Below are 17125 nucleotides of genomic sequence, written 5' to 3'. Positions count from 1 at the left end.
GTGAAAGCATACAGCGGGATTGGACGATATTCTACTTGAAGCGTTCCAAGTGTTTGTAACAAATAGGGATTTTTTGTGCGGTATCAAGCGCATCGAACCCGCCGGCGCTAAATACCAGCTTGCCGACAGGCTCGTCATGCCCACTCAGCGGGCGCTGGCCGCCTGATTGGCCGCCGGAGCGGTCATTGTTACCGGCATCAACGTCGCATCGGCCGCGTTACCGACGATTCGCACTTCGCGTTGCGCGAACGGAATCGAGATGCCGTGTTCTGAGAACAGGCGCCAGATATTACGGTTCACGGTCGAGCGCACGCCTGAAGTCCCGGTTGCCGCGTCCTCGATCCAGAAGCCCAGCTCGAGATTGATGCCGTCCGAGCCGAAGCTCGCCAGATAAGGCGTCGGCGCCGGCTCGCGCAGCACCCGCGGCACGCCCTCGGCGGCGCGGGCCAGCAACTCCATCGCCTGCTCGACGTCGGACGCGTACGCGACCTGCACGACCACCTTCGCATAGCCGCGCGTCAAATATGACGACTGGTTCTGCACCACATCCGTAATCAGCTTTTCGTTCGGAATCAGCGTCTCGATGCGTCCAATCCACGCACGACCGTATAGCGGGTGCGGATCTGCGTGACCCTACCTTGCAGGCCGCTCACGTTGATCGTGTCGCCGATACGCAGCGACCGGTCGAGCAGGATGATGAATCCCGACACGTAGTTGCTGGCGATCTTCTGCATGCCGAAGCCCAGCCCCACGCCCAGCGCGCCGCCGTACACACCCAGCACCGTGATGTCGATGCCGACCAGCGACAGGCTGATCAACACGGCCGCCAGCACGAAGGCCGCCCGCCCGACCCGCGCCACCACCACTCTCAGGTTCGCGTCGAGCGTTTTCGCGCGCATCAGGCGGTCTTCGAACGCGGAGCCGAGCCCATTGCGACGATCATCGTGACGCCCACCCACAGCAGCCCCGTGATGAGCGAGAGCAGAGTCATGTGCGCATTGGCGATCCGGAAATGGACGCTGCCCATCCACGCGATCACGTCGTCCTGAATGCCCATCACGGTGAGCACCATGCCGAGCCAGACGACCGCCGAGACGACCTTCTCGACGAGGAACAGCCACGGATGGATCTCGCCGTCCCGGCTGAAGACCCGTCGCGCGAAGAAAAATACGATGTAGATCAGGCCGATGCCGAACAGCGGCACCAGCGCCAGATCGAGCAGCGAGGTGTGCATGAACTGGCGGGTGATCGCCCGGGCGAGCCACACCAGCGCCGCGCCGGTCAGCGGGAAGGCCGCGCGGTTCAGGCTTTCCGCGCCGAACTGCAGGGTCTGGTAGCGCGACTGCCGGCGCTGTTCCTGCGTGCGGCGCAACAGACGCGCGAGCAGCCACGCGAGGGCGAGCATCGCGAGCAGGATGCCGGCCTGCCATAGCATCACGGGCTGGCCGAAGTCGCGCGCGAGGTCGCCGAACATGCGAGAGAAAATGCGGTTTTCCATGATGTCGCCGGAATCATCGGCACGCCGGGTTCGTCAACGAACCCGGCGTGCCGGTCAAAGCCCATTGCGCTTAGCTCTGGCGTTCCAGCACGGCGGCGAAGAAGCCGTCGGTCGCGTGACGGTGCGGCCACAGCGACAGGTAGTCGCCCATCTCCAGGTCGATGCGCTGCTCGGCCAGCACGTCGCGTGCGGGCACCAGCGCGAAATCCGGATGATTGGCGAGGAACTGCTGCACCACTGCTTCGTTTTCGGCGTCGAGAATCGAGCAGGTGGCGTAGACCAGCCGGCCGCCCTTTTTCACCAAACGTGCCGAGCTCGCCAGAATCGACGCCTGCTTCGGCGCCAGCTCGGCGACCGATTCCGGCGACTGGCGCCACTTCAGATCGGGATTGCGGCGCAGCGTGCCCAAGCCGCTACACGGCGCGTCGACCAGCACGCGGTCGATCTTGCCTGCGAGGCGCTTGATCTTCGCGTCGTGCTCGCTGTCGATCAACACCGGATTCACGTTCGACAGCCCGCTGCGCGCGAGGCGCGGCTTGAGCTTGGCCAGACGCCGCTCGGAGATGTCGAACGCATACAGACGCCCGGTGGAGCGCATCGCCGCGCCCAGCGCCAGCGTCTTGCCGCCCGCGCCCGCGCAGAAATCGACGATCATCTCGCCGCGTTTGGGCGCGACCAGCGAGCACAGCAACTGGCTGCCCTCGTCCTGCACTTCGAGCCAGCCGTGCTGGAACGCGTCGAGCTTGGTGAGCGGCGGCTTGCCGACCACGCGCACGCCGAACGGCGCGAACGGCGTCGCGCCGGCCTCGATGCCGGCTTTCGACAGCGCGTTCAGCACGTCGTCGCGGCTCGCCTTGATCGGGTTCGCGCGCAGATCCAGCGGCGCCGGGTAGTTCAGCGCGGCGGCCAGCTGCGCCAGTTCCGCGGCTTCGAAACGCTTGCTCAGCGCCTGATAGATCCAGTCGGGCAGATTCAGGCGAATCCGCAGCGGCAGGCTGTCCGGGTCGATCATCGCGACATGTTCGAGCCACTTCGACTCCGCGTCCGATACGAACGGCTTGAGCGCCGAGCGCCCCGCCGTCTGCATCAGGCCCAGCAAGGCCATGCGCCGCGCCGGGCTGCCCGCGCCGCTTTCCGCGAGGTGGGCGAATTCCATCCGGCGGCGCAGCACCGCGAAGACCGCCTCGGCGATCACGCCGCGCTCGCCGTGGCCGAGCTTCGGATGCGCGCGGAAGAACCGGCTGGTGGTGGCGTCGGCGGGGCCGTTGAGCCTCAGGACTTCAGCCAGCAAAGTCTCGGTTTGTCCAATCAGAAAACCATGCAATCTCATGCGCCCTCTCCGGCGGTGTGACCGGCAAAGAGCCATTGCGGCTCTGGCGGCGTAAGCGTGACACGCAGGCCGTCGAGCGCAAGACGCCCTTCGACGAACCAGCGTACCGCGCGTGGATAAATGATGTGTTCGGTTGCCAGCACGCGTTCGGCGAGCATGGCGGGGGTGTCGCCCGTTTCGACGGGGACGGCCGCCTGCGCGACGATCGGCCCGTGATCCAGCTGCGACGTGACAAAATGCACCGACGCGCCGTGCAGCCGCACGCCCGCGTCGAGCGCCTGCTGGTGGGTTTTGAGACCCGGAAAGCTCGGCAACAGCGACGGATGCACGTTCAGCATGCGCCCGGCGTAACGGTCGACGAAGCCGGCCGTGAGCACTCGCATGAAGCCGGCGAGCACCACCAGGTCCGGCGCAAAACCGTCGATTTCTTTTGCGAGCGCGGCGTCGAAGCTGTCGCGGTCGGAAAACTGGCGGTGGTCGACCACCGCAGTGGCAATGCCATGCGACGCCGCGAACGCAAGGCCCGCGGCGTCAGGGCGGTTGGCAATCACGGCGGCGACTCGCGCCGGCCAGCCTTCGTCCGAACAGGCCCGGACAATGGCTTCCATGTTGCTTCCCCGCCCCGAAATCAGGATGACGAGTTTTTTCATGGGCGGATTTTATCATTCGGCAACACCCAAACCGCGACGCGCCGCCGTCCATTGCGCCGAGCGTTTATAATCGTTTGTTTTGCGGCATCCCGGCCGCCCTACTGCAACCCGCTATCGTGAGAGTCTTCCGCGGTCTTCCCAATGCCGAAAGCCGTGCGCCCTGCGCACTGACCATCGGCAACTTCGACGGTGTCCACCGCGGCCATCAGGCTTTGCTCGCCCATGTGCGCGCGGCCGCCGATGCGCGCGGCCTGCCCGTCTGCGTGATGACCTTCGAGCCGCACCCGCGCGAATTCTTCAATCCGGCCGGCGCGCCGCCGCGCATCGCGATGCTGCGCGACAAGCTGGAGGCGCTGCGCACCAACGGCGTCGACCGGGTGGTGGTGGAGCACTTCAATCACACGTTCGCGAGCCAGTCGCCGGACGCGTTCGTCGAGCGGATCATCGTGAGCGGCTTGCATACGCGCTGGGTGATGATCGGCGACGACTTCCGCTACGGCGCGAAACGCGCGGGCGACTTCGCGTCGCTGAGGGCCAAGGGCGAGCAGTACGGGTTCGAAGTCGAGCAGATGGCTACGGTCGCCGATCCGTCGGGCGCGCGCATTTCCAGCTCGGGCGTGCGCGCGGCGCTGGTGGCGGGCGACCTCGACGCGGCGCGCGCCGCGCTCGGCCGCCCTTACGTGATCAGCGGCCATGTGGTGCACGGCATGAAGCTCGGTCGCGATCTCGGTTTCCCCACGCTCAACCTGCCGATCGCGCACAAGCGTCCGGCGCTCGCCGGCATCTTCGTGGTGCGGGTGCACGGCGTGGCGGACGAGCCGCTGCCGGGTGTCGCGAGCCTCGGCCTGCGCCCCACCGTCGACGACTCCGGCCGCGTGCTGCTCGAAGTGCACCTGCTCGACTGGCACGGCGACGCGTATGGCAAACTCGTGCGGGTCGAATTTCTGAAGAAGCTGCGCGACGAGGAGAAGTACGTCGACCTCGAAACGCTGACCGCCGCCATTGCACGCGACGTCGCCAATGCGCGCGCGTGGTTCGCGGCCGCCGGCGCCGGCACGCCGGGCAGCCGTTCCACCGGTTTCGCCACCTCGGCCACCGACCGAATTAGATAGCCGCCGCGGTACGGGCGGGCGCCTGGCGCCACGCGTACCGTCGCTGCGCGCATCGAAAGGCGGCCGTGGAGCACGATCACGACATGCCTGCCGGGCGCGCCCAACAACGCCCCCGCGCATCGCGCGCAACCCGCGCCCCGCTGCGCATAGAACGAGTTCACCGCGACCACATCATGAGCAACAAGAAAGCCGATTCGAAACCACAGTCACGCTACCCGGTGAACCTGCTCGACACGCCGTTCCCGATGCGCGGCGACCTGCCCAAGCGCGAGCCGCAATGGGTCAAGGAATGGCAGGAACGCAAGATCTACGAGAAGATCCGCGCCGCCTCCAACGGTCGCAAGAAGTTCATCCTGCACGACGGCCCGCCGTATGCGAACGGCGACATCCACCTCGGCCACGCGGTCAACAAGATCCTCAAGGACATGATCGTCAAGGCGCGCAATCTGGCGGGCTTCGACGCGGTCTACGTGCCGGGCTGGGACTGCCACGGCATGCCGATCGAAATCCAGATCGAAAAGCAGTTCGGCAAGTCGCTGCCGGCGGCCGAAGTGATGCAGAAGGCGCGCGCCTACGCAACCGAACAGATCGAGAAGCAGAAGGTCGGCTTCCGCCGTCTGGGCGTGCTCGGCGACTGGGACAACCCGTACAAGACGATGAACTTCACGAACGAAGCCGGCGAAATCCGCGCGCTCGCGAAGATCATGGAAAAGGGCTATGTGTTCCGCGGCTTGAAGCCGGTCAACTGGTGTTTCGACTGCGGCTCGGCGCTCGCTGAGGCGGAAGTCGAGTACAAGGACAAGACCGACCCGACCATCGACGTGCTGTTCGGCTTCGCCGAGCCGGAAAAGACCGCGCAGGCGTTCGGGCTGAATGCGCTGCCGCGCAATGAAGGCGGCATCGTGATCTGGACCACCACGCCGTGGACCATCCCCGCCAACCAGGCGCTGAACCTGCATCCGGAAATCGTCTATGCGCTGGTCGACACGCCGCGCGGCCTGCTGATCCTCGCACAGGAACGCGTCGAGGCGTGCCTGAAGCTATACGGGCTGGAAGGCACGATCGTCGCCACCACGCCGGGCGCGAAGCTCGTCAACCTGCGCTTCAACCATCCGCTCGCGTCCGCGCACCCGGCCTACAAGCGCACCGCGCCGGTCTACCTCGGCGACTACGTGACGACCGAAACCGGTACCGGCATCGTGCACTCGTCGCCGGCGTACGGCGTGGAAGACTTCGTGTCCTGCAAGGCGCACGGCATGGCCGACTCGGACATCATCAACCCGGTGATGGGCGACGGCCGCTACATCGAATCGCTCGCGCTGTTCGGCGGACTGTCGATCTGGGCGGCCAATCCGCAGATCGTCGAAGCGCTGCAGGGCGCCGGTTCGCTGCTGCGCACCGAGAAGTACACGCACAGCTACATGCACTGCTGGCGCCACAAGACGCCGATCATCTACCGCGCGACGTCCCAATGGTTCGCCGGCATGGACGTGAAGCCGAACGACACCGACAAGACCCTGCGCGAGACCGCGCTCGAAGGCATCGAGAACACCGCGTTCTATCCGGCGTGGGGCAAGCAGCGTCTGTTCAGCATGATCGCCAACCGCCCGGACTGGACGCTGTCGCGCCAGCGCCAATGGGGCGTGCCGATGGCGTTCTTCGTGCACAAGGAAACCGGCGAGCTGCATCCGCGCACGCTGGAATTGCTCGAACAGGTCGCGCAACGCGTCGAACAGGCCGGCATCGAAGCGTGGCAAACGCTCGACCCGCGCGAATTGATCGGCGACGACGCCAACATGTACGAGAAGAACCGCGACACGCTCGACGTGTGGTTCGATTCGGGCACCACGCACTGGCATGTGCTGCGCGGCTCGCACAAGGACGAACTGCAATTCCCGGCCGACCTGTATCTGGAAGGCTCGGACCAGCATCGCGGCTGGTTCCACTCGTCGCTGCTGACCGCGTCGATGCTCGACGGCCGCCCGCCGTACAACGCGCTGCTCACGCACGGCTTCACCGTCGACGGCGAAGGCCGCAAGATGAGCAAGTCGCTCGGCAACGGCATCGATCCGCACGAAGTGGCGAACCGCCTCGGCGCGGAGATCATCCGCCTGTGGATCGCGTCGACCGACTACTCGGGCGAGCTGGCGATCTCCGAGGAGATCCTGAAGCGCGTCACCGAAGGCTATCGCCGCATTCGCAACACGCTGCGTTTCCTGCTCGCGAATCTGTCGGACTTCGACTTCGCGCAACACGCGCGTCCGGTGGAAGACTGGCTGGAGATCGACCGCTACGCGGTAGCGCTGTCGGCGAATCTGCAAAACGACATCCTGTCGCACTACGAGAAGTACGAGTTCCACCCGGTGGTCGCCAAGCTGCAGACGTTCTGCTCGGAAGACCTCGGCGGCTTCTATCTGGACGTGCTGAAAGACCGCCTGTACACCACCGCGGCGGACTCCGTCGCGCGCCGCTCCGCGCAGACCGCGCTGTACCACATCGCGCACGGCCTGCTGCGTCAGATGGCGCCGTTCCTGTCGTTCACCGCGGAAGAAGCGTGGAAGGTGTTCCAGCCGGACAGCGAAACCATCTTCACCGAGACGTATCATGCGTTCCCGCCCGTGCCGGAGGCCGGCGCGCTGCTCGACAAGTGGACGCTGCTGCGCGCCGCGCGCGGCGACGTGACGAAGGCGCTGGAAGAAGCGCGCGTCGCGAACCTGATCGGCTCGTCGTTGCAGGCGGAAGTCGAAATCCGCGCGAGCGGCGCGCGTTATGACGCGCTCGCGAGCCTCGGCGACGACCTGAAGTTCGTGCTGATCACGTCGGCCGCGAACGTCGTGAAGGTCGACAGCGAAGCGGAAGAAGACGTCGAAGTCATCGCCTCGAAGTACCTGAAGTGCGAACGCTGCTGGCACTATCGCGCGGACGTCGGCGCGAACGCGGAGCACCCCACGCTGTGCGGCCGCTGCTTGAGCAACCTGTTCGGCAACGGTGAAACGAGGAGCGCGGCATAATGTCGAGAACCATGTCGAAAACCTCGGTGAAGACGTCCGCCGGCAGCAGTTCGCTGGCACCCTGGCTGGGCATCGCGCTGATCGTCATCCTGTTCGACCAGTTGACGAAAATCGCGGTGCAGAAGGTGTTTGCCTACGGCGTCGCGCATGAGGTCACGCCGTTTTTCAACCTGGTACTCGTGTACAACCGTGGCGCGGCGTTCAGCTTCCTCGCGATGGCGGGCGGATGGCAACGTTGGGCGTTCACCGCGCTCGGCGTGGTGGCCGCACTGGTGATCTGCTATCTGCTCAAGCGCCATAGCGGGCAGAAGATGTTCTGCACGGCGCTCTCGCTGATCCTGGGCGGCGCACTCGGCAATGTGATCGACCGGCTCGCCTATGGGCACGTGATCGACTTCCTCGACTTCCACGTGCGCACGTGGCACTGGCCGGCATTCAATCTCGCCGACAGCGCCATCACGATCGGCGCGATCCTGCTCGTGCTCGACGAGCTGCGGCGCGTGCGCGGCTCGCGCTGACGCGGCTCAGGCAAGCGCTCGGGTCCGCGCTTGCGTCCGCTTTAAAAGACGCGGCGGCGGGGTGCAACGCCCCGCCCTGCCGCCCGCCACCACGCTTAGTCGGAGGCTTTCGTTGGCAACCGCAGAACTCGCAGGAAAACACCTCGTCCTCGGCTTGACGGGCGGGATCGCCTGCTACAAGATCGCCGAACTCACGCGTCTGCTGACCAAGGCCGGCGCGACCGTGCAGGTCGTCATGACCGAAGCGGCCACCCAGTTCATCACGCCCGTCACGATGCAGGCGCTCTCGGGGCGGCCGGTCTACACTAGCCAGTGGGACGGGCGGGTGCCGAACAACATGGCGCACATCGATCTGTCGCGCGAAGCGGACGCGATCGTGATTGCGCCCGCGTCCACCGACTTCCTCGCCAAGCTCGCGCACGGCATGGCCGACGACCTGCTGTCCACGCTGTGCGTCGCGCGCGATTGTCCGCTGCTGGTGGTCCCGGCGATGAACCGGCAAATGTGGCAGAGCCCTGCGACGCAGCGCAATGTCGCGCAACTGCGCGCGGACGGCGTCGAAGTGCTGGGGCCCGACTCGGGCCCGCAGGCATGCGGTGAAATCGGCGATGGACGCATGCTCGAAGCCGCGGCCACGTACGAAGAGATCGCGTCGTTCTTCTCGCCCAAGATTCTGTCCGGCCGGCGCGTGCTGCTCACCGCCGGGCCGACTTTCGAACCGCTCGACCCGGTGCGCGGCATCACCAACCGCTCCAGCGGCAAAATGGGTTTCGCACTGGCCCGCGCCGCGCAACAGGCAGGTGCCGAAGTGCACCTGGTGGCGGGTCCGGTGGCGCTGGAAACGCCGTGGGGCGTGTTCCGCGAGGACGTGCAAACCGCGCAGCAGATGCATGAGGCAGTGATGCGCTCGGTCGCGGACGCCGATATCTTTATCGGCGTCGCCGCGGTGGCCGACTGGCGCGTCGATCATGCGAGCGAGCACAAGATCAAGAAGACCGCCGAACAGGCGTTGCCGAGCTTCAGGTTCGTCGAGAATCCGGACATTCTGGCCTCGGTGGCGAACCTGCCGCATCCGCCGTTCGCGGTCGGCTTCGCGGCCGAGAGCGGCGACCTCGAAGTGCATGGCGAACAAAAGCGGGTGCGCAAAAACGTGCCGCTCCTGATCGGCAATCTTGGCCCGCTCACTTTCGGTCTCGACGATAACGAAGTGATCCTGTTCGAGGCCAGCGGCGCAACGAAGCTGCCGCGCGCGGACAAGCTGACGCTCGCACGTGCGCTGATCGCGGAAATCGCGAGGCGCCTGCCGGACACGAGCCTGATTCGCTGACTCGGACCGGCGCATCGACGTAGGCGCCGCGCGTCGCTCGGACGCATGGAATCATCTGGAGGCTGACTGACATGACGCTACTTTCCGTGCTCGATCAAACGCCTGTGATCGCCGGGTGCTCCGTGGCGGACGCGATCGCCTCCACCATCGACCTCGCGCAACTCGCCGACGACCTCGGCTACACGCGTTACTGGTGCGCCGAGCATCACGGCTTGCGCGGCGTCGCGAATCCGGCCCCCGAGGTGATGCTGGCGCGCCTCGGCAGCGTGACGCGGCGCATTCGCCTCGGCTCAGGCGGCGTAATGCTGCCGTATTACAGCCCATTCAAACTCGCCGAGCAATTCATGATGCTGGAAGCGCTGTTCCCCGGTCGAATCGATCTGGGCGTGGGACGCGCGCCAGGCGGCGACATGCGCACGGCGCAAGCGGTCGCCGCCGGCGAATACAATCGCGGCGACATTTTTCCGCAGCAGGTGGCCGATCTGCTCGGCCTGATGCACGGCTCGCTGCCTGAAGGCCATATCGCGCGAGGCGTGCTGCTGCAGCCGCAAATCGACACGCGTCCGAAAGTGTGGATGCTCGGCTCGAGCGAGTTCGGCGGACTGCTCGCGGCACAACTCGGCATCCCGTTCTCGTTCGCGCATTTCATCAACCCGCATTTCGGCGCGCGAGTTGCGCTCGCTTATCGCGATCGCTTCCAGCCCAGTCAGGAAGCGACGCAACCGTACCTCGCCGCCGCCGTCTTCGTGATCTGCGCGGATACCGAGCAGGAAGCCGCCAATCTCGAAAAAGCCGTCGACCTGCGCCGCGTGCAAATGGCGTATGGCCTGAACGAACCCATTCCGACCATCGAACAGGGCATAGGGCAGGAGTACGGGGAGCGCGAACAGCTCATCGTCGACCGGGAAAAGCAGCGCAGCATCATCGGCACGCCGGAGTCGGTTACCGAACGGCTGCACGCGCTGCAGGAACAGTTCAAGGCCGACGAACTGATCGTGCTCACCGTCGCGGGCAGCTATCGCGCGCGGACGCGCTCTTATGAACTACTCGCCGATGCGTTCCAGCTCGGCTCAAACACCACGCCCTAACCTCACTTCAATCTGCATGAAACTCGACCTGAAGATTCTCGATGCGCGCATGCGCGAGCAACTCCCGGCTTACGCCACCACCGGCAGTGCGGGTCTCGACCTGCGCGCCTGTCTCGACGAACCATTGACGCTCAAGCCCGGCGAAACCGCGCTCGTGCCCACCGGTCTCGCGATTCACGTCGGCGACCCCGGCTATGCGGCGCTCATTCTGCCTCGTTCGGGCTTGGGCCATAAGCACGGGATCGTACTCGGCAATCTGGTCGGCCTGATCGACTCCGATTATCAAGGCCAACTAATGATCTCCACTTGGAATCGCGGCGAGACGACGTTCGTGTTGAATCCGATGGAGCGACTTGCGCAACTGGTGATCGTGCCGGTCATGCAAGCGAAGTTCAACATCGTCGACGACTTCGACGAAAGCGAACGCGGCGCGGGCGGCTTCGGCAGCACCGGCAAGCATTGATCGCGTTCGCCTCGGTTCGTCAGGCGCGGGCCGGGGCGAATCGAAGCGCAAAAGTCAGAACGTAAAAAGCAGAACGGCGCGGGGTTGAACCCGCGCCGTTCTGCTTTCGGATCAAACTCAACGCAAACTTCGCGCTTATTCGACGCCTTACTCGACTTCGACCGCTTCCGGATTTGGATTGCGCGGCGCCGGATGCTCGTCGAAGGTCAACTGCACCTTGTCTTCCGCGTCCACGTCGACCGATACCCGGCCGCCGTTCATCAGCTTGCCGAACAGCAGTTCGTCGGCCAGCGCACGACGGATCGTGTCCTGGATCAGACGCTGCATCGGCCGCGCGCCCATCAACGGGTCGAAACCGTGTTTGGCGAGATGCTTGCGCAAAGCGTCGGTGAAGAGCGCATCGACCTTCTTCTCGTGCAACTGATCTTCCAGCTGCATCAGGAACTTGTCGACCACACGCATGATGATTTCTTCATCGAGCGAACGGAAGCTGATCGTCGCGTCCAGACGGTTACGGAACTCAGGCGTGAACATGCGCTTGATGTCGACCATCTCGTCGCCGGCTTCCCGGCGGTTCGTGAAGCCGATCACCGACTTGCCCATCGCCTCGGCGCCCGCATTCGTCGTCATGATGATGATGACGTTGCGGAAATCCGCCTTGCGGCCGTTGTTGTCCGTCAGCGTGCCGTGGTCCATCACCTGCAGCAGCACGTTGTAAATGTCCGGATGCGCCTTCTCGATTTCGTCGAGCAGCAGCACGCAATGCGGCTTCTTCGTGACGGCTTCGGTCAGCAGACCGCCCTGGTCGAAACCGACATAGCCCGGCGGCGCGCCGATCAACCGGCTGACCGCATGACGCTCCATGTATTCCGACATGTCGAAGCGGATCAGCTCGATGCCCAGTGTGAACGCGAGCTGCTTCGCCACTTCCGTCTTGCCGACGCCCGTGGGACCCGAGAACAGGAACGCGCCGATCGGCTTGTCGAGCTTGCCGAGGCCCGCACGCGCCATCTTGATCGCGGCCGACAGCGCGTCGATGGCCGGGTCTTGCCCGAACACCACGCTCTTCAGATCGCGATCGAGCGTCTGCAGCTTGCTGCGATCGTCTTGCGACACGCTCTGCGGCGGGACACGGGCGATCTTCGAGATGATTTCCTCAATCTCGTTCTTGCCGATCGTCTTCTTCTGCTTTGACTTCGGCAGGATGCGTTGCGCAGCGCCCGCTTCGTCGATCACGTCGATCGCCTTGTCCGGCAGATGACGATCCGTGATGAAGCGCGCCGACAACTCAGCCGCCGCCGAGAGCGCGCCCGACGAATACTTCACGCCGTGATGCTCTTCGAAACGCGACTTGAGGCCACGCAGGATCGCCACCGTCTGCTCGACGGTAGGCTCGGTCACGTCGACCTTCTGGAAACGACGCGACAGCGCCGCGTCCTTTTCGAAGATGCCGCGATATTCGGTGAACGTGGTGGCGCCGATGCACTTGAGCGTGCCCGACGACAACGCCGGCTTCAGCAGGTTCGATGCGTCCAGCGTTCCGCCCGACGCGGCGCCCGCGCCGATCAGCGTATGAATTTCGTCGATGAACAGGATCGCGTGCGGACGTTCCTTCAATTCCTTGAGGACCGTCTTCAGGCGTTGCTCGAAGTCGCCGCGATACTTGGTGCCGGCGAGCAGCGCGCCCATGTCGAGCGAATACACCTGCGCGTCCGCAAGAATGTCCGGCACTTCACCGCGCGTAATGCGCCACGCGAGCCCTTCGGCGATCGCCGTCTTGCCGACGCCGGCCTCACCGACCAGCAGCGGATTGTTCTTGCGGCGGCGGCATAGCACCTGCACCACGCGCTCGACTTCCGACTCGCGCCCGATCAGCGGATCGATACGGCCGTCTTTCGCCATCTGGTTCAGGTTCTGCGTGAACTGGGCGAGCGGCGTTTCCTTCTGCGCGGCGGCCTCGTCGGACTCGGCATTTGCGTCGCTCGCTTTCGCGGCGTCCGTGCTGCTCGTCTTGGCGATGCCATGCGAGATGAAATTCACCACGTCCAGACGCGTGACGCCCTGCTGCTGCAGGTAGTACACCGCATGCGAATCCTTCTCGCCGAAGATCGCGACCAGCACGTTCGCGCCGGTCACTTCCTTCTTGCCATTCGAGGTGGACTGCACATGCATGATCGCGCGCTGGATCACACGCTGGAATCCCAGCGTGGGCTGCGTGTCGACGTCATCCGTGCCGGGCACGGTAGGCGTGTTGTCATGAATGAAGTTGCGCAGGTTCTGGCGCAGATCCTCGATATTGGCCGCGCATGCACGCAACACCTCAGCCGCCGTCGGATTGTCCAACAGTGCCAGCAAAAGATGTTCGACCGTTATGAACTCGTGCCGCGCCTGGCGTGCTTCCATGAACGCCATGTGCAGGCTGACTTCCAGTTCCTGGGCAATCATGCTTCCTCCATCACACACTGCAGCGGATGCCCGGCCTGCCGTGCGTGGGTAACGACTTGCTCGACTTTGGTCGACGCGATGTCCCGCGTATAGACCCCACAAACTCCCCTGCCCTCGCGATGCACCTTCAACATCACCTGCGTTGCGGTTTCACGATCTTTATTGAAATATTCCTGCACGATCATCACGACAAATTCCATTGGCGTGAAGTCGTCATTCAGCAGCACCACCTTGTACATGGACGGCGGCTTGAGTTTCTTCTCCTGCCGCTCCAATACGGTGCCGTCCTGCTTGTCCGGGATAATCGCCATACACCCATTCTAAACAACTAGGACAGGCCCGCAATCCTGTCTAAAACCCGGCCGTCCGGCCGATGAGCCCGTTCGCTGCCGCCTGAGGGGTATTGACCCGCCATGCATACGCGATTCGACGAGCCGATTGCGGAGCCGGCCCCTATCCAGTGATGCAGCGCGGCTGTGTTGCACCGCAGTCGGATCGAGTATCGCACAACCTGCCGGAACTGGCTGATGGCGCTCGCCTGGGCCTTGCTGCGGCGGGCGGCCGTTAGCACAGCATGTGCGTCGATTATGCGACTTTTCAAGACCGCCCGCTTGCGCAACCGCACATAACGGAAGCGGGAAAAACCCCTGGAAAGTGCCTGTTTGCAACGCGACAACGACATCTCAAAATTTTCTTGACACTCGAATAAAGAGCCCCAACAATCAAACTGGCACTTTTTTCACTGAGCCATAATTCGAAAAAATGCCGATGGTGAGCTTGTGAGGAGGGAGCGGCTGCTCGCGCGGTCGCGGAGCTTTTCGAGGGCTCGTGGTAGTGACATGAGTTACAGGGGAAGTTGGAATGGCAACTGGTACGGTCAAATGGTTTAATGACGCAAAAGGTTTCGGATTCATCACACCCGATGAAGGGGGCGAGGATCTGTTTGCACACTTCTCGGCCATCCAGATGAATGGGTTCAAGACCCTCAAGGAAGGCCAGAAGGTGACCTTCGAGGTCGTGCAAGGCCCGAAAGGCAAACAGGCATCGAACATTCAGGCACCCGCCTGAGGCTGTTCGTTCCCGTCCTTTGAAACCCGGCTTCACGCCGGGTTTCTTTTTTGGGGTCGCCGAATCCCAAATATCGGGCATTTCGACGCTCAAAAATTAACCCCGGCTCACCTCGCGGCGCCGGGGTTTTTTATGCGAACTGGGTCGTCCCGTTCGCATCGCTGCATAGCTTCGTTCTACATATTCTCGATCAGCACCTGCCCGAAGCCCGAGCAGGACACCTGCGTCGCGCCTTCCATCAGCCGCGCGAAGTCGTAGGTGACGCGTTTTTGCAGAATTGATTTTTTCATCGACGCGATGATCAGGTCCGCCGCTTCGGTCCAGCCGAGGTGGCGCAGCATCATCTCCGCCGACAGAATCTCCGAGCCCGGATTCACGTAGTCCTTGCCCGCGTACTTCGGCGCGGTGCCGTGCGTCGCTTCGAACATCGCGACCGAGTCCGACAGGTTCGCGCCCGGCGCGATCCCGATACCGCCAACCTGCGCGGCCAGCGCATCCGACACATAGTCGCCGTTCAGGTTCAGCGTGGCGATCACGTCGTATTCAGCCGGGCGCAGCAGGATCTGTTGCAGGAACGCGTCGGCGATCACGTCCTTCACGACGATGTCGCCGCCCGTCTTCGGATTCTTGATCTTCATCCACGGACCGCCGTCGATCAGTTCCGCGCTGAATTCCTTCTGCGCCAGCGCATAGCCGTAGTCGCGAAACGCGCCTTCGGTGTACTTCATGATGTTGCCCTTGTGCACCAGCGTGACCGAGCGGCGATCGTTGTCGATCGTATACTGGATCGCCTTGCGCACCAGGCGCTCGGTGCCTTCGCGCGACACCGGCTTGATGCCGATTCCCGACGACTCCGGGAAGCGGATCTTCTTCACGCCCATCTCTTCCTGCAGGAACTTGATGACCTTCTTCGCCTGTTCCGATTCGGCCGGCCATTCGATGCCCGCATAAATGTCTTCCGAGTTCTCGCGGAAGATCACCATGTTGGTCTTCTCGGGCTCACGCACCGGCGAAGGCACGCCCTTGAAATACTGCACCGGCCGCAGGCACACATACAGGTCCAGCTCCTGGCGCAGCGCGACATTCAGCGACCGGATGCCGCCGCCGACCGGCGTGGTGAGCGGCCCCTTGATCGACACCACGTATTCCTTGAGCACCTGCAGCGTTTCTTCCGGCAGCCACACGTCCGGGCCGTACACCTTGGTGGATTTCTCGCCCGCGTAGATCTCCATCCAGTGGATCTTTTTCTTGCCTGCGTAGGCCTTCTCCACCGCCGCATCGACGACCTTGATCATGACCGGCGTGATGTCGAGACCCGTGCCGTCACCTTCGATGAACGGAATGATCGGCTGGTCGGAAACATTGAGCGAGTAGTCGGCGTTGACAGTGATCTTGTCACTACCGGTAGGAACCTTGATGTGCTGATACGACATGATCGGACTCCAGTGAAGGCTGTGCAGAAAGCAGATGGGAGACTGCGAAAACGGGCGCTCCTCGCTACGCGCAATGCCAGACGCCGCGCAGGCGGTCTGGCCGCTATTCTAGCCCACGTGCTCGCCACGACGAGCCCGCAACGGCTCGGGGTTTTCCAACATGGCCGAAACCCGCCACCGGCCGTGTCCTTGCCTCTCATGTCTTTTATAAGACATGAGAATGGCCGTTTCAGTTTATGCATTATCATCGCGCCATTCATCACCAAAGCGGCGGCTTTTCTGAAGCCTTCGCGACGCTTCAGCCGCGGCGGTGTCCGCGCCCTCGATCCACTTCCTCTATGCGCCTTCTCGCACTGAACAAACCGTTCGGCACCATCTGCCAATTCTCACCGCACGAGACCCGCGCGTCGCTGGCCGACTGGGTCAAGGTGCCTGGCGTCTATCCGGCGGGCCGCCTCGACTCCGACAGCGAAGGCCTGCTGCTCCTCACCGACGACGGCGCACTGCAAGCGCGTATCGCCGAGCCGCGTCACAAGCTCGTCAAACGTTACTGGGCGCAAGTGGAAGGCGCGGTCGATCCCGCCACGTTGAAGAAGCTCGCGCGCGGCGTCGATCTCGGCGATTACGTGACACGGCCCTGTCGCGCGGACTATGTCGAGCCGACCGACACACTCTGGACACGCACGCCGCCGATTCGCTATCGCGCCGCGATACCGACCACATGGATCGAGTTGTCGATCACCGAAGGCAAGAACCGTCAGGTGCGTCGCATGACAGCCGCAGTCGGTTTTCCGACACTGCGCCTCGTGCGTGTGGGCATCGGCGCACTCGACATTTTTTCACTCGGACTTCAGCCGGGAGAAAGTGTCGAATTGCCGTCGAAGGCGCCGTGGGAAGGCGTCGTCTGAACGCACGCGTTGTCATAAAAAACTGTCACACGTCGCGGCTTTTCTTTGCGAAGAGACCGCTAAGCCGTTGTATCGGCAAACAAAATCACGCGTGAAACCATCGCGATAAAAGCGTGAAACAAACATGCATTTGCATCGCGCTGTCGCGATGCAAATTTTCCGCAAATTTCGCGTCAACCGCTGCGCAAGCTCACGCGTTATTCGACGCAGATGCCGCCCGAAGCTATCCGGCATTCAGCCTTAAGGGCCTTTGCACAAGCCGCTCGCGCGGTGA

Annotated in this window: 14 protein-coding genes and 1 pseudogene; 9 read left to right on the top strand and 6 right to left on the bottom strand. The window is 63.6% G+C overall.

Features of this window, described 5'->3' with window-relative positions; genetic code table 11:
- Positions 1 to 19 precede the first annotated feature (19 nt).
- Positions 20 to 166 (top strand): hypothetical protein, encoded by a 147-nt coding sequence (locus PQR02_RS19415; protein WP_408234302.1) that lies wholly within the window; start codon positions 20 to 22, stop codon positions 164 to 166.
- Here PQR02_RS19415 and PQR02_RS19410 read toward each other — a convergent pair.
- The 3 genes and pseudogenes from PQR02_RS19410 to purN all read right to left on the bottom strand — a co-directional run bounded on the left by PQR02_RS19410 (position 145) and on the right by purN (position 3478).
- A pseudogene (locus tag PQR02_RS19410) lies at positions 145 to 1498 on the bottom strand (mechanosensitive ion channel family protein). The gene PQR02_RS19415 and the pseudogene PQR02_RS19410 sit on opposite strands and share 22 nt — an antisense overlap.
- A gap of 70 nt (positions 1499 to 1568) precedes the next feature.
- Positions 1569 to 2828, bottom strand: coding sequence for an RsmB/NOP family class I SAM-dependent RNA methyltransferase (locus tag PQR02_RS19405; RefSeq protein WP_408234299.1), 1260 nt, complete (start codon positions 2826 to 2828; stop codon positions 1569 to 1571).
- A complete protein-coding gene (gene purN / locus PQR02_RS19400) occupies positions 2825 to 3478 on the bottom strand; it encodes a phosphoribosylglycinamide formyltransferase (RefSeq protein WP_408234297.1) in 654 nt (217 codons plus the stop codon). The genes PQR02_RS19405 and purN overlap by 4 nt, the downstream gene beginning before the upstream one ends.
- A 116-nt stretch (positions 3479 to 3594) precedes the next feature.
- Here purN and PQR02_RS19395 point away from each other — a divergent pair, with 116 nt between their 5' ends.
- The 6 genes from PQR02_RS19395 to dut all read left to right on the top strand — a co-directional run bounded on the left by PQR02_RS19395 (position 3595) and on the right by dut (position 10997).
- A complete protein-coding gene (locus PQR02_RS19395; protein ID WP_408234294.1) occupies positions 3595 to 4590 on the top strand; it encodes a bifunctional riboflavin kinase/FAD synthetase in 996 nt (331 codons plus the stop codon).
- A gap of 173 nt (positions 4591 to 4763) precedes the next feature.
- Positions 4764 to 7601 carry an isoleucine--tRNA ligase gene (gene ileS / locus PQR02_RS19390; RefSeq protein ID WP_408234291.1) on the top strand — a complete coding sequence of 946 codons (2838 nt, stop codon included), beginning with the start codon at positions 4764 to 4766 and terminating at the stop codon, positions 7599 to 7601.
- On the top strand, positions 7601 to 8119 hold the full coding sequence (gene lspA, locus PQR02_RS19385) for a signal peptidase II (RefSeq protein ID WP_408234288.1): 519 nt from the start codon (positions 7601 to 7603) through the stop codon (positions 8117 to 8119). The genes ileS and lspA overlap by 1 nt, the downstream gene beginning before the upstream one ends.
- A gap of 112 nt (positions 8120 to 8231) precedes the next feature.
- Complete coding sequence (coaBC, locus tag PQR02_RS19380; RefSeq protein WP_408234285.1) at positions 8232 to 9446, top strand: bifunctional phosphopantothenoylcysteine decarboxylase/phosphopantothenate--cysteine ligase CoaBC; 1215 nt, start codon at positions 8232 to 8234, stop codon at positions 9444 to 9446.
- Between the two features lie 71 nt (positions 9447 to 9517).
- Positions 9518 to 10534 carry an LLM class flavin-dependent oxidoreductase gene (locus PQR02_RS19375; protein ID WP_408234282.1) on the top strand — a complete coding sequence of 339 codons (1017 nt, stop codon included), beginning with the start codon at positions 9518 to 9520 and terminating at the stop codon, positions 10532 to 10534.
- A 16-nt stretch (positions 10535 to 10550) separates the two neighbouring features.
- Positions 10551 to 10997 carry a dUTP diphosphatase gene (gene dut, locus PQR02_RS19370; protein ID WP_408234279.1) on the top strand — a complete coding sequence of 149 codons (447 nt, stop codon included), beginning with the start codon at positions 10551 to 10553 and terminating at the stop codon, positions 10995 to 10997.
- A 147-nt stretch (positions 10998 to 11144) separates the two neighbouring features.
- Here the strand turns inward: dut and clpA are convergent, their stop codons facing one another.
- Both clpA and clpS read right to left on the bottom strand, forming a co-directional pair.
- Positions 11145 to 13442, bottom strand: coding sequence for an ATP-dependent Clp protease ATP-binding subunit ClpA (gene clpA, locus PQR02_RS19365; protein WP_042321496.1), 2298 nt, complete (start codon positions 13440 to 13442; stop codon positions 11145 to 11147).
- Complete coding sequence (gene clpS / locus PQR02_RS19360; RefSeq protein ID WP_006050100.1) at positions 13439 to 13753, bottom strand: ATP-dependent Clp protease adapter ClpS; 315 nt, start codon at positions 13751 to 13753, stop codon at positions 13439 to 13441. The genes clpA and clpS overlap by 4 nt, the downstream gene beginning before the upstream one ends.
- A 550-nt stretch (positions 13754 to 14303) precedes the next feature.
- On the opposite strand from clpS, the gene PQR02_RS19355 reads away from it, so the two are divergent.
- Positions 14304 to 14510, top strand: a complete 207-nt coding sequence (locus tag PQR02_RS19355; RefSeq protein WP_007180614.1) for a cold-shock protein — start codon at positions 14304 to 14306, stop codon at positions 14508 to 14510.
- A gap of 176 nt (positions 14511 to 14686) precedes the next feature.
- Here PQR02_RS19355 and icd read toward each other — a convergent pair whose 3' ends face one another.
- Positions 14687 to 15943: an NADP-dependent isocitrate dehydrogenase gene (gene icd / locus PQR02_RS19350; protein ID WP_408234276.1), complete on the bottom strand. Its 1257-nt coding sequence runs from the start codon at positions 15941 to 15943 to the stop codon at positions 14687 to 14689.
- A 338-nt stretch (positions 15944 to 16281) separates the two neighbouring features.
- On the opposite strand from icd, the gene PQR02_RS19345 reads away from it, so the two are divergent.
- Positions 16282 to 16851 (top strand): pseudouridine synthase, encoded by a 570-nt coding sequence (locus PQR02_RS19345; protein WP_408234273.1) that lies wholly within the window; start codon positions 16282 to 16284, stop codon positions 16849 to 16851.
- The last annotated feature ends 274 nt before the right edge of the window (positions 16852 to 17125 follow it).

The sequence above is a fragment of the Paraburkholderia sediminicola genome, assembly GCF_046026895.1.
GTDB lineage: Bacteria > Pseudomonadota > Gammaproteobacteria > Burkholderiales > Burkholderiaceae > Paraburkholderia > Paraburkholderia sediminicola_C.
The sequence above is the reverse complement of the archived record's forward strand: the minus strand, read 5'-3'. Positions and strand labels throughout refer to the sequence as shown.

Bases quoted from the DNA above. Each gene is read 5' to 3' on its own strand.
- ileS (WP_408234291.1), top strand. From the start codon at position 4,764: ATGAGCAACAAGAAAGCCGATTCGAAACCACAGTCACGCTACCCGGTG.
- PQR02_RS19355 (WP_007180614.1), top strand. From the start codon at position 14,304: ATGGCAACTGGTACGGTCAAATGGTTTAATGACGCAAAAGGTTTCGGA.
- clpS (WP_006050100.1), bottom strand. From the start codon at position 13,753: ATGGCGATTATCCCGGACAAGCAGGACGGCACCGTATTGGAGCGGCAG.
- clpA (WP_042321496.1), bottom strand. From the start codon at position 13,442: ATGATTGCCCAGGAACTGGAAGTCAGCCTGCACATGGCGTTCATGGAA.
- lspA (WP_408234288.1), top strand. From the start codon at position 7,601: ATGTCGAGAACCATGTCGAAAACCTCGGTGAAGACGTCCGCCGGCAGC.
- icd (WP_408234276.1), bottom strand. From the start codon at position 15,943: ATGTCGTATCAGCACATCAAGGTTCCTACCGGTAGTGACAAGATCACT.
- PQR02_RS19345 (WP_408234273.1), top strand. From the start codon at position 16,282: ATGCGCCTTCTCGCACTGAACAAACCGTTCGGCACCATCTGCCAATTC.
- PQR02_RS19375 (WP_408234282.1), top strand. From the start codon at position 9,518: ATGACGCTACTTTCCGTGCTCGATCAAACGCCTGTGATCGCCGGGTGC.
- purN (WP_408234297.1), bottom strand. From the start codon at position 3,478: ATGAAAAAACTCGTCATCCTGATTTCGGGGCGGGGAAGCAACATGGAA.
- dut (WP_408234279.1), top strand. From the start codon at position 10,551: ATGAAACTCGACCTGAAGATTCTCGATGCGCGCATGCGCGAGCAACTC.
- PQR02_RS19405 (WP_408234299.1), bottom strand. From the start codon at position 2,828: ATGAGATTGCATGGTTTTCTGATTGGACAAACCGAGACTTTGCTGGCT.